Genomic DNA, 12,742 nt, shown 5'->3' on the forward strand with positions numbered 1-12,742 from the left:
AGGCTTATTGTACTGACAGGCGGTTTTGATCTCTGGTCAGGACAATTGTCTGCATTCACTTACCCACCAATTGTATGAATACCGGCTCTACTACGCAACTGTTGTTGGTTGAAGATGAACCTAAAGTAGCGACATTCATAAAAAAAGGACTTCAAACGCAGTCCTATTCGGTCGATATTGCGCCTACTGGCGAAGAAGCAAAAACGTTGCTCAGCAAGAATCGCTATGATCTAATAATTCTGGATGTCAATCTACCTGACATAACCGGGTTAGAACTGGCCGAATATATCCGCAATCAACCGAGTCAGGTGCCTATTCTGATGTTGACGGCACTGGATACAATTGCCGATAAGCTGTTGGGTTTCGATGCTGGAGCCGATGATTATCTGGCAAAACCGTTCGATTTTATGGAGTTGCTAGCTAGAGTGAAGGTACTGCTACGTAGAGCGCCCGTGGCCGAAGAGCCGGGCCGGATGCTACGTGTGTCGGATCTCGAACTTGATTTGCATGAACGGGTTGCCCGACGTAATGGCCAAACTATTGAACTGACGGCGCGCGAATATGCCTTGCTGGAATATCTGATGCGAAATGCGGGCCGGGTGGTTTCGCGCGTCGATATTGCCGAGCGAGTCTGGGATATTGGCTTTGATACCGGAACCAACGTTATTGATGTATATGTCAGTTATTTGCGGGCAAAAATTGATAAGGATTCCCCTAACAAGCTCATTCACACGCTGATTGGAATGGGCTACGTTCTGAAAGAAAAATGAGTCTTCGCAATCGACTGACCTTGTTTTTTACGGCCATCGTTTCCGTGTCGCTGGCTCTATTTTGTCTGTTTCTTTATCTGGCTGCCGAGCGGTATCGGGAGAACGAATTTCAGACTCGCCTACGTTCCGAAGCCTTAACGGCCGGACACCTGCTGGTTGGCCCTGAACGTATTGGTCCATCGTTGTATAAGTTGATGGATAAGAATCAGTTGACGGTGTTGCCCGACGAAGAAATTATTATTTACAATGCGCAGAATCAACTGGTTTACGAAAGTGGTATGGATTACCTTACCGTATCGGATGCTACGTTAAACCGTATTCGAAAGAATCGGCAGGTTTACTGGAAACAAGAGGATCGAGTGATTGTAGGCGTGTTGTTTACCGACGATAAAATTCCGTTTGTGATCATTGCGTCGGCCGTTGATACGTATAATGTACGCACCATTCAGAATTTTGCTAAACTACTGGCTGTTGGCTGGTTTCTGATGACGGGGCTGATGCTGGTGGCCGGGCGTTTGTTTGCCGGACGAACGCTACGTCCGATTAGTCAGATCAATCGGCAGATTGATGCCATTACAGCCTTTAATCTGTCGTTACGTTTGCCCGAAGGTGATCCGGCCGATGAATTGGCACAGTTGGCACACCGCTTCAATCGGATGCTGAATCGACTGGAAGAGACGTTCCGGATGCAACGATTATTTGTATCGCACGCGTCTCATGAATTGCGGACGCCATTAACCGCCATAACCGGACAACTGGAAGTTTCGCTATTGGCCGATGATGAGCCAGAAGAACTTCGGAACACGCTACGTTCGGTGCTGGACGATGTACGAGGTTTGAACCGGATGACAAATGGCTTACTGGCTTTGACCAACGCCAGCATGGACTCGTCGACTGTGCCCATGGGAACGGTAAAGTTGGATAATCTTCTGGAACAGATACAACAGGAATTTCGACGGCTTCATCCGAGCTATACAATCGAGCTAAGTATTGATACACCCACTACGTCGGCGACAAACTGGCAACTGCTGGGAAACGAGAGTTTGTTACGAACGGCTTTTTTTAATCTCCTCGACAATGGGGGTAAGTTTTCGACCGACCATGTTGTATCGGTTAATCTGACGGCTCAGAATTCGTCGGTAAAGGTTCGAATTCACAATATGGGTTCGGTGATTCCGTCTGACCAACTCTCCGCGATTTTTATTCCGTTTCAACGCGGACGTAACGCCGGTGGGCAACCGGGCTATGGCATCGGTCTTCCCCTTACCGAACGTATCATTCAATTACATAAGGGAACGATTGACGTTGACTCGTCGGCCGAAGCGGGGACTACGTTTACAGTAACTCTTCCACTTTAACAGTAAATACAACTTTTTTTAAGGCGTAAAAACGCGCCCTGGGTATGAATTATGGGCTTTTGGAGCAAATGGACAATGATTTTGCATTTCTAATGCCGTTCTAATGTCGCTCTAACACGAGCCTAACACTGGCATATGACCTTTGTATTGTCGATCAGGCAGTGGCTGAAAGAAAAGCCGTTCTGAGCCAGATTGACAATTCTAAACAGACAAATGCCATGAAAAAATATTTTGGAATAGCCGCCTTATTTACTCTTTCGATCCTTACTGCTACGGCACAGGATGACACGAAACTGCGTCGCGACGTAACATACTCAACGCATAACTATAAACAGCCCAATAAAGCAGCTACGGCTCGTAACTGGGCCGATCAAAAAGGTGTGGCGGTAAATGCGCCTACACTTAACCAAGGTCCAGCGATCAGCTATAAACACCAGGCTCCGGGTACTACGCCTGTGGGTGGGGTTGTAACACCGCATACGCCTGAAACAGACGTAGCCGCTCGTAATTACAAAATTCAGCGCGTAAGTGAGCCACGCTCCAGCGCATCGTCTGATTCGGACGTAGCATCGAAAGTACAACAAAGCCAGATAAATGCTGGAGGCAACTAAGCTTATATCCTAGTTTCGGTTTTGCTTAACGGTTGCCCATGCTGACAAAACGGTGCATGCATCGGGTAAATAACCTGACGTGTGCGCCGTTTTTCATTAGTAAGGGATTTCAGAAAGAATAGCTTTTCTCAATCGAGCAAAGCTATTTACTACTTCTGCTACGTTAGCCTTTTACCTTTACCTCACTCCACTATGTATTCACCTGATATAGCTTTAGGCTTAGGCAGTCTTGTTTATGCCTTATCGAACCTGGATGGACGACCTCATACAGAAGAAATACAAACGGCTAAAGCGTTGCTGGTTAGAGAGCCGCACGGTTCGCTGGCGATAAATGGGTTCTTTCTGCGAGAAGATGTGAAAGAATCTGTAGAGGAGGCCTACGCTTTCGGTATGCGCCGAATGATTAGCAAACGGTCTGAACTAACTGAGTCTACAAAAAAGCGTTTCGTAACAATGTTGCTACGTGTGGCGCGGGCACACAAAGGAATTTCTCCAAAAGAATGGGTGTTTATTCGTCGATTTTGGCGTGACATAAAGCAGATTTAAACACAGTTATTGAGCTCGCAATCTGAGTGAATTTCGCTACGAAATCGGTGTAACTTATATGGTAATATCAATAATATATTTTCTTTTAAGCTAAATAAGTTACTACTAGTTTATTTTTTTAGAAATTATTTACAGTATTCTGCAAAGAGATTATATGTTACTATATAGATAATATATGTGGTTTACTTGTGAGATGTAAGCGTTTTATTTCGAAAAAACAGAAAATAGCTTTCTTTTCTTACCTTATTGCCTGTTTATGCACGATGATACGGCATGAAAAAATAGTTACCATTAAATAAAAATAGAATCTTTAGTGTGGTGTTGGTGTTATCTTTGTTTAATATTTGTCGATAAAAGCCGTCAAATTGTTAAACAAATCCGTTATGAAGACCCAGCCCGAGAAAATTGCTAGGCCAGGTCATAAAGGCAATCCTAGCGTTATCTTAAAAAGATGGTCATTGGCCATAGAGACATTATATATTAGTTACACTGAGTTAAACAACTGGGTAAGATCTCACTTGCAATCAAGACGTCCTGGAGACGTACTAACAAGAATAGGACAGTGCTCCGTTAGTCAGGCAGTACGTCTGTTAACTAAAATTCAGGAGGAGCTAAAAAGCCTGATATCCGATATGGATATGAACGAGTCAGCTTATCCTGAATTGTTAAACGCTGATGAAAACTATCGGACGTTAATAGATCATACGTTACGATTAGAGAAGCTTAATACGCAGGCAAGGCAGTTACTTCAGCTTGCCACTTTACCTCCCTGTTAAGTTTATATTGCATATAACTTTAAGGCACTCAAGCTATAGTAACGTTCGACTAATACAATGGTTGACGTGCAATAAATGGCTATCTGGTATATATTGTAGCTGATTTAAAAACAGCTACAATGTTTAAGTCATTGTTGTATTTGCAGGAAGGTACACCCAGGCAACGCGCTGCGTATCTAGTGCTCACTCAACACGGGGTAATGGATAAACTGAGCCCATTTACGCCCATACTGGTCGGCACCATTCCCATCAACATCGATATTGAGACCAGCGATCTTGATATAATCTGCTACTGGACCGACAGGGAGGAGTTCTATACCGTTGTACAAACGAATTTTGATCAGGAACGTGAATTTACAATCAGAGAATCAGTAATATCCGAACGGGAAGTGGTTGTAGCAAATTTTAGGCTGGGCGATTTTGACGTCGAGATTTTTGGTCAGAATATTCCGACCCAACAGCAGAATGCTTACCGGCATATGCTGATTGAGCATCGTTTGCTGCTTGAACGAGGAGAAGATTTTCGACAGGCTATTATCGCCCTCAAACAACAGGGACTGAAAACCGAACCTGCTTTTGGCAAACTACTGGGTCTTCAGGGAAATCCGTATGATGAATTGCTGATTTTTGAAAATTCTGCCATAAATACAGTTTGAACAACCTCGTTAATTGTTCCTTGAACAAAAGGGTGAGTAAAACGAGCCATAAATCAGCTTCGAAATAAAGATCGCCGGTTTGCTAAACGAAGCTTAAAAGCGGCTACGGGCAAAAAACCTCCCTTAGTTTGCAAGCCTATTGTAGCAAATTTGAGCATTTATTGACTCGCTTTCGCCACCGGATCGAGCCTATCTAATCCAACAAAGCCCCGATGCTACGTTATCACAATCGCCTTTCTAAAACTTTGCGGGAATTCATAAAAACAGTGCTGACTAGTAAGTTCAGGTATAGTGTTGTTTGCCTGATCGTAGCGGTTGTGCACATACAGGCCTGGGGACAGCCTACAAAGAGCAGTGTGAAAGAGCAGAATACGAACGTGTTGAAACTGGTGGCAGAACACAAAGGGCCTGTGATAGGTGCTACGCATCCGGATGTGTTGGGGAGTAAAAACAAATCTGGTTTTGAAACGGGTCAGGTAGTTAAAATCAATCAGGTTTACCACATGTTCGTCAATGAGATGTTCGAACGGCCGCATCGGGATCTTCGCATTTCCTACTGGACAAGTAATGACGCCGTGAACTGGAAACGTCAATCGACCATTGTGGAGAGTATTCCCGGAAGAACCCATACCAATCCTCGCTCCGAAGTTTGGGTAACGGGGGTGGTGTTTAACGACGACGAAGATGCCTGGAATATCTTTTACGTAGCGTACCGGGCGGGCGACGAAGCGAAAGGTGAAGTAGCGGGTAGTGATTATGCTGGTAGAATATGGCGGGCGAAATCCGTGAAAAAAGGTCGCGATGGTATTGCTGGCCCGTATGCCGATATGGATATAGTAATGGAGCCAGACAGCACCTCACAGCCTTGGGAAGGTCAGCAGGCCGTGGCTTGTTTCAATCCGTATAAAGTGGGTAATACGTGGTATTCGATGTACGACGGCCATAATTATAAGCCAAAAGGTCCTTGGCCAACGGGCATTGCCTTTGCTAAAAAATTAAATGGTCCCTGGACCCGGATGCCTGAAGGGTTTAACCCCATTCCGGTGGTAGATGAATTCATGGAAAATGAAATTGTGTACCAATTGAAAGATGGCCGTTATTTAATGATTTTCGATTCGTTTGGCGATCATGAAATTGGCTACAGCTTATCGAATGATGGCGTAAACTGGGGCCGGGAAGTTCGGGTCAAAATTCAAACAGGTTCTAACCGGTGGGCCGAAGCGGGCGATCACTACACGCGTACACCACTTTGCGCGCTTGAAGAAGCGGATGGCTCGTTTACTGTGATTTACACGGCTATGACCAAAGTAAACAACACGAATTTTTACGCCATCGGTAAATGCACATTGGTCTGGCAATAAAATAACAACGTACCAGTAACGTATCGTTTTATCAGCCATCAACAAAACAGGTATGTTACTACGTAGCAGAACTGATGTATGAATTAGGTAACGGCGGTCGGCTTAGCCCAGCTTGACTAACTCAGAGTACCTAATAACTAAACCGGATAATAACCGGGTTATCATCGATTGTATATCCATGCAAAGGCGGGTCTGTAATTTCGTCAATCTCGATGTCTATAGAGGTATTCTCTAATTCGCCAACTGCTTCTGTAGCATAAGCCTTGGCTACCTGATGTATAAGCGCTAATCGGGAAAATAGTGCGGCTGTTGATGCCTGAGCTTTACTAAACTGGTTGAATCGGTTATTGAAATCGTTGGCTGGTATCTCAATAGTTCGCCACCGTCGATTGGCCTGTTGGTCCTGCATAGTTTCATAACAGGTTTTATGTGCTGTTGTTACCAGAGTAATTTCCCGATAGGACACTAAATGCAGGTCTGTTCTGTTGTTGGATCAAAATTTATCCAGTTCCTTACAATTGACTCTGGAGACTTTATGAGAGATACGTTGCTGGACGATTGCCTGCTTCAGGATTCGTCAAAAACGCCACTACTGTCGTTAGGAAGTACCCCCTCCGAATCGGCCCATTTCAAGGTTTTTTATACCGATGACCAAACTTCGCCCAGCGAAGGACAGCCCATAGCCGCTTATCCGTGCCGAGTGAACTATAAAATAAGCCTGATGAATGGGTATAGTCGGGCCGAATATGCCGACAAGGTTATTGATATTACGCCGAACAGCCTGCTGTTTTCTACCCCTAAAGTTCCTTATCACTGGTTAACAAAGGGCCTGAATCATGCCGGTTCATTTTGCGTGTTTACAGCAAATTTTCTCCTTCCTGCCAAAAGTGGTGTCGTTCTCGATGAACTACCGATTTTCAAGGCAGGAGGCCATCCCGTATTTCAACTATCGGCCGATGAAGCCGAACGCGTGCAGGCTATTTTTCGAAAAATGCAGGAAGAAATTAACTCCAGCTATGCCTACAAATATGATCTGCTACGTACCTATGTGCTGGAACTGATTCACCTTGGGCAAAAGCTTCAGCCTACAGCATCGATACAGCCTGTTTATGGTGCCGCAGTGCGGGTTTCATCTTTATTCACCGAACTGCTGGAACGTCAGTTTCCGATCAGAACTCCGCAACAACAGCTACGGTTGCGCACGGCCAAAGAGTATGCCGATCAACTGGCTGTACACGTTAATCATCTGAACAAAGTGCTGAAAGAAACCACCGGACGTACTACCACCGAATTGATCAGCGCTCGTATCATGCAGGAGGCTAAACTGTTACTTAAACAACCCAACTGGACGCTGGCCGACATTGCTTATAGTCTCGGCTTTACCGACGTAGCGCATTTCTCCAGATTTTTCAAACAACAGATGGCACTGGCACCCGGGGCATATCGGACACAGGCTTTTGTTTGATTGATACAAAAAACGGATTGACTTCTACAAAAGCCAAACTGTTTAGTTGACAGACCTTTGTGAGGTATTTATTCAGTCAATTAAACCAGAAAAAAAATGGCTAAAATAGCTTTAGTAACCGGTGGGAGCCGGGGTATAGGTAAGAATATAGCGTTGAGTCTGGCACAAAAAGGCATCGATGTTTTGCTGACCTATCATAGCCAGCACGATGAAGCACAAGCTACTGTTGCAGAAATACAAGCATTAGGGCAGAAAGCTGTAGCACTACAACTAAACGTTGCCGAAATCCCAAGCTTCGACGCTTTTTTTGAAAACGTAGCAAAAACGCTTTCGCAAACGTTTGGAACGAGCCACTTCGATTTTCTGATTAACAATGCCGGAACGAGCCTGAATGTACCATTTGCAGAAGCCACCGAAGCGCAGATTGACGAGATGCTGAACATTCATCTGAAAGGCGTTTACTTCCTGACACAAAAGGCACTAAATTTTCTGAATAATGGTGGACGTATCATTAACATCTCATCGGCCGTAACGCGGCAGTCATTTCAGGGTGTTTCGGCTTATGCTATGGTAAAAGGGGCGGTAGAAGTGTTTACACGTTATTTGGCTCTGGAATTAGGTTCGCGTGGTATTGCTGCCAACGTAGTGGCTCCCGGTGCCGTTTTTGGGGGTGGAGCGATGCCCGACACGCCCGAAATGCGAGCATACGTGGCACAAGGTACAGCTTTAGGGCGCGTTGGCTTACCAGACGATATTGGCGGAGTAGTGGCTTTTTTATGCACCGATGAAGCCAAATGGATCAACGGCCAACGTATTGAACTGACTGGTGGGATGAATCTGTAAGTTGTTGTCAATCAGTAAAATAAATGATTAATTGTTCGGAGCAATAACTTCCTGAACGTAGTAAAACTTCAGAAGTTGTTGCTCCGAATTCGAATTGGTAAAGAAAAATACAGCCCTTCGTTAAGCGGGCTGATAATGCATCAGAACAATGCCACAATCGAAAGGTTTAGCATCAACCAATTTAAGGTTCAGCTTACTATCGATACTATTAAAAATGGGTAATCCCTGCCCTAAAACTACTGGATTAACAAAGAGATGGTAATCATCGATCAGGTTGTTTTTTATTAAAGCTGAGACAAACTCGGCACCACCATAAGCGATTATATCGCCACCATCTTCGTTTTTCAGCGCATTAACTTCGTTAACCAGATCGCCGTTGTTTACGGTAGCATTTTTACCGTCAATACTTTCCAGCGTTTTCGAAAAAACGACTTTAGGCGTATCGTTCATTTTTTTTGCCCCCGATTCGACGGCACCGGGTTCTTCGGCTCGCGACTGCCAGGCAGGAATAAATCCCTGAGCTAATTTTCTGCCTAGTAAGATAGTATCGACAGGCTCGGTTATACTGCCCACACAGGCCATTATATCGTCACCCCAGTTCATATTCAGCCAATCCATTTCATGGTTAGGGCCAGCAATAAATCCATCGGTCGAAATCTGTACCTGCAACTTTAGTTTTCTCATAATAACTGAAATGTGTGTTTTGTATGATGCAGGAAATAAAGCAGAACATCGCGAAATGCCGTACCGATTTGTATATTTTTATTCAACGACATATGGTTTTCAGTAAATGCAAAGCTGATCGATACGTAGTAAGTCTAGCTTATATTGGGCTAATGATACGTTAGTAATGTTTCTTTATTGTAAATACTGTAATTATTAGGTGCTCCGAAATGTGATTTTTGCTACGTTAGGCCGAGAATAATACGTATATTTGCGGTGCAGCCAACACTTATGGGAATACCTAAACGCCGATTTTAATTAAATCGGCGTTTGTGTTTTTATACGACTCTGCTCGTAAGTTTACCGAACGGCAACGGCGATCATTAATACCCTCCTCACACGTCCTTCAATTTCCTGCTGAACATATAAGCCCTGTTCTATTGGGGTAGAATCTATATGCTATTGGACAGTCAATCAGTCGATATGTTGTTGTAAGTGTTTGATATACTGATTGTTATTTATATGATATTTGATTTGTTTAGCAAATGATAAGAAAATAAAATTGACTACGTACATGAATAGAGCGGTACCGGGAAGCTGGAAAACCACCAGTGGCTGTTTGTAGTAGCTGTTCTTTCCGTTGCTGTCGCATTTATTACGATCAGTTTTCAGAGCATCCGTGCAGCTCTGGTCAAAAGCCTATGTAGCGAATAATGCGCGGACAGAATGTCCACCGTGATTTCTAGCTGTCAAGTACATCACAAAAGCATACGTAGTACTAGCATACCTGAATAACCGCTACGTTCAGTAGAGCACCCAATTTCTTGATTTTGGAAGCAATATGTCCCACGCCGATGGCACAATGATGGGCTGGCCCGTGGCTGTTCCAGTTTTCTACGAATGCGCGGGCACCAATTGAGAAGCGATATCGGCTGTTAGTATTGCCGATTTCGAGGATGGGGCCAGAAACCGAATCCGCTTCGGCTACCAGCAGTTGAATCTTACCATCGACAGTTTCAACTACCGACAACAACGTAACGGGGCCATGCTTCACTGACATTTCAACTGACAAGCCATTGCCCACTTTGCCGTGATAGACGTAGAGCGGACGAACTTTGGTTTTTCCTTCGGCAATGGCAATGTGGCCCGGCCCATCGTGGCCCATGAGTACTACGTCGTCCTGAAAATCCATCGCATAGTATTCGGTAAATGAGCCACCCACGCCAAACGAATCCATGATTTTCATGGCCTGTACGTTCTTTACTTCGTATTCGCCAGCAACAGGAATGCCATTGGCTGTTAACAACGAATTGCCGAGAATGACAGAACTCATCGTGTCTTCATTTAACGGATTTCCGGTTCCTTTATAGTAATACGCCAGTGAACCAAGTTGTAACTCGTCAACTAGACGGTCGAGGGCAACGGAAGTACGGGCGGCTCGTTCGAGTTCGGCCTGTGTACAATCGGGTTGTACGTCGAAAAGTTGTTGAAATTGGGCAACGCGATTCTGGATTTCGGTATCCGATACGTGTTCGCGAAGAGCCGAAAGCTGATCAACCTCAACCATTTCGATATGCCCACCGAACGTAGCGCAATGCAGAGTGAGATTCGAATAAATGTCGAGCATACCGCCATAATAATTCCCCATAACGCCCATTCGATTGTGAACCATTACGTTAGCGACACGAGCGGCTTCGACCCATTCATCGATTTCGGTCCAGGCAATTGGATCATTGTTCAGCAAACCCGTCACCTGATAAAACGGAATGTTTGATCGTTTGAACACGCTCGCAATCTCCGGAACAGGACAGGCTGAACAATAGGCCAGCCATTCGCCGGTCATGCGCGTACGGTCATTCAGTTTGTTGAACCACTCGTAATTAATAGCTGGTTCGGGCGCGAGATTCAGCACAATAACCGGAACTTTGGCCCGACGAACCACAGGCAATACGGTGGAGGAAAGGGCATACGTAGTAACGTAGAGAAAAATCAAATCGACGTCGGCCTGCCGAAACTGATGCCCTGCCTTCATTGCTTTCTCAGGCGTATCGATCATACCGATGTTGACCACCGTTACGTTCGGACGTAGCATTTTCTCCGCCAATTCGTTCAGATAACCTTCTAACCGAGCCTGTAACCCGTCGAACTGCGCCCAATACGCTTCGAGTCCAATACCGAATAAGCCAACTTTAAGTGGATATAAACTGGCGTTACGTTCAGCGGATGGGTTAGTTTCGACTTCCATTTTGATACGTTGACTGGATGAGAAATGAATTACTACATAAAGCTTCGCTGATAATTAACTCTACTAGTGCTTTGCCAAAATAGAGATTAGGCGTCTGGGCCAAGCTCCAGCTTGGGCCGTTAAATTAGTTACCAAGACCAAGCTGGAGCTTGGCCCAGACAAAATTCTGTTCAGTTCGCTTCTAACAATTAAATTGATAAAGTACTAGGTACATGCCCCAACGTAACGAAGGGGCAACTGAATCAGTTGCCCCTTCGTTACGTTAGATAGAGTGGTTACTGTTTAAACCGTAAACGACTCAACTCCTGTATCTTTCCAGCTTCTCGACGCGGCCGAATCCAGAACCGCTTCGCAAACTTTCTGAGTTTCCAGCGAATCCTGGAAGTTAGGCGAACAGGGCTCACCACTTTCCAGACTTTTCAGGAAATCGGCCACCTGATGAACGAAGCTGTGTTCGTAGCCAATGCCGAGGCCGGGTACCCACCACTTGTCCATATAAGGCTGATCGCCATCGGTTACGTGAATCGACCGCCATCCACGAACAATACTTTCGTCGCCGTGATCGAAATATTCGAGACGGTTCAGATCGTGCAAATCCCAACGGATCGACGCATTTTCGCCATTGATTTCGAAGGTATATAACGCCTTGTGACCGCGAGCGTAACGTGTCGATTCGAACAAACCGAGCGATCCGTTGGCAAAATGGCAATGGAAAATACAGGCATCGTCGATACCAACAGGCTGCACTTTTCCGGTTACGGCGTGCATCCGCTCTTTCACGAAGGTTTCGGTAACGGCCGATACGTCGGTAATAGCACCGTTAATCCACATAGCGGTGTCGATGCAGTGCGCAAGCAAATCGCCGGTTACGCCCGAACCCGCAGCTTCTGCATCCATTCGCCAGGTTCCTGTACCACCCTGTGGTACGTCGGCGCTGATCGTCCAGTCTTGCAGGAAGTTAGCCCGGTAATGGAAAATTTTGCCCAGCTTACCCGAATCAACGATCTGCTTGGCCAGCGAAACGGCTGGAATCCGACGGTAGTTGTACCAAACGGTTGTATTTACACCAGCTTCGTTAGCGGCATCAACCATTTCCTGTGCTTCGGCAACAGTACGGGCCAGCGGCTTTTCGCAAAGAATCATTTTGCCAGCTTTAGCGGCAGCAATAGCAATCTCGGCGTGTGAATCGTTTGGCGTGCAAATATCAACGGCGTCGATATCATCGCGGGCGATAAGTGCTCTCCAATCGGTTTCTACAGATTCATAACCCCATTGTTCGGCAAACGCTTTTACTTTTTCGGCATTACGTGAACAAACAGCCTTTAAAACCGGGGTATATTCTAAATCGGGGAAAAAATTAGGTACACGTCTGTAGCCGTTCGAGTGTGTACGACCCATGAATCCGGTACCAACCAAGCCAATTCTTAATTCTTTTTTTGCCATTTTTT

General features: G+C 45.3%; 12 protein-coding genes. 8 read left to right on the forward strand and 4 right to left on the reverse strand.

Annotated features, from left to right (window positions below; all coding sequences use genetic code 11):
* Window positions 1–74 precede the first annotated feature (74 nt).
* From ACYVD4_RS26430 to ACYVD4_RS26455, 6 genes are all read left to right on the forward strand, one after another.
* On the forward strand, window positions 75–770 hold the full coding sequence (locus tag ACYVD4_RS26430; RefSeq protein ID WP_460950817.1) for a response regulator transcription factor: 696 nt from the start codon (window positions 75–77) through the stop codon (window positions 768–770).
* Entirely contained in the window at window positions 767–2,128 is a 1,362-nt protein-coding gene (locus ACYVD4_RS26435) for a HAMP domain-containing sensor histidine kinase (RefSeq protein ID WP_460950819.1), read from the forward strand. Before ACYVD4_RS26430 ends, ACYVD4_RS26435 begins: the two co-directional genes overlap by 4 nt.
* A gap of 218 nt (window positions 2,129–2,346) precedes the next feature.
* Entirely contained in the window at window positions 2,347–2,739 is a 393-nt protein-coding gene (locus ACYVD4_RS26440; RefSeq protein ID WP_460950820.1) for a hypothetical protein, read from the forward strand.
* Window positions 2,740–2,931: 192 nt separating this feature from the next.
* Window positions 2,932–3,285, forward strand: a complete 354-nt coding sequence (locus ACYVD4_RS26445; protein WP_460950822.1) for a TerB family tellurite resistance protein — start codon at window positions 2,932–2,934, stop codon at window positions 3,283–3,285.
* An 895-nt stretch (window positions 3,286–4,180) separates the two neighbouring features.
* Entirely contained in the window at window positions 4,181–4,717 is a 537-nt protein-coding gene (locus tag ACYVD4_RS26450; RefSeq protein ID WP_460950824.1) for a DUF4269 domain-containing protein, read from the forward strand.
* A 266-nt stretch (window positions 4,718–4,983) separates the two neighbouring features.
* Window positions 4,984–6,078 (forward strand): hypothetical protein, encoded by a 1,095-nt coding sequence (locus ACYVD4_RS26455; protein ID WP_460950826.1) that lies wholly within the window; start codon window positions 4,984–4,986, stop codon window positions 6,076–6,078.
* A 130-nt stretch (window positions 6,079–6,208) separates the two neighbouring features.
* On the opposite strand, the gene ACYVD4_RS26460 is transcribed toward ACYVD4_RS26455, so the two are convergent.
* On the reverse strand, window positions 6,209–6,487 hold the full coding sequence (locus ACYVD4_RS26460) for a hypothetical protein (protein ID WP_460950828.1): 279 nt from the start codon (window positions 6,485–6,487) through the stop codon (window positions 6,209–6,211).
* 126 nt (window positions 6,488–6,613) lie between these two features.
* On the opposite strand from ACYVD4_RS26460, the gene ACYVD4_RS26465 reads away from it, so the two are divergent.
* Both ACYVD4_RS26465 and ACYVD4_RS26470 read left to right on the forward strand, forming a co-directional pair.
* Window positions 6,614–7,543, forward strand: coding sequence for a helix-turn-helix domain-containing protein (locus ACYVD4_RS26465; RefSeq protein WP_460950829.1), 930 nt, complete (start codon window positions 6,614–6,616; stop codon window positions 7,541–7,543).
* 96 nt (window positions 7,544–7,639) lie between these two features.
* The gene (locus ACYVD4_RS26470; RefSeq protein ID WP_460950831.1) at window positions 7,640–8,386 is read left to right on the forward strand and encodes an SDR family NAD(P)-dependent oxidoreductase; all 747 of its coding nucleotides are present in this window, start codon (window positions 7,640–7,642) and stop codon (window positions 8,384–8,386) included.
* Window positions 8,387–8,506: 120 nt separating this feature from the next.
* Here ACYVD4_RS26470 and ACYVD4_RS26475 read toward each other — a convergent pair whose 3' ends face one another.
* The 3 genes from ACYVD4_RS26475 to ACYVD4_RS26485 all read right to left on the reverse strand — a co-directional run bounded on the left by ACYVD4_RS26475 (window position 8,507) and on the right by ACYVD4_RS26485 (window position 12,737).
* Window positions 8,507–9,070 carry a dihydrofolate reductase family protein gene (locus ACYVD4_RS26475; protein ID WP_460950832.1) on the reverse strand — a complete coding sequence of 188 codons (564 nt, stop codon included), beginning with the start codon at window positions 9,068–9,070 and terminating at the stop codon, window positions 8,507–8,509.
* A 757-nt stretch (window positions 9,071–9,827) separates the two neighbouring features.
* Window positions 9,828–11,294: an arabinose isomerase gene (locus tag ACYVD4_RS26480; RefSeq protein ID WP_460950834.1), complete on the reverse strand. Its 1,467-nt coding sequence runs from the start codon at window positions 11,292–11,294 to the stop codon at window positions 9,828–9,830.
* Between the two features lie 282 nt (window positions 11,295–11,576).
* A complete protein-coding gene (locus ACYVD4_RS26485) occupies window positions 11,577–12,737 on the reverse strand; it encodes a Gfo/Idh/MocA family protein (RefSeq protein ID WP_460950836.1) in 1,161 nt (386 codons plus the stop codon).
* Window positions 12,738–12,742 lie beyond the last annotated feature (5 nt).

This window comes from Spirosoma daeguense, assembly GCF_054776875.1.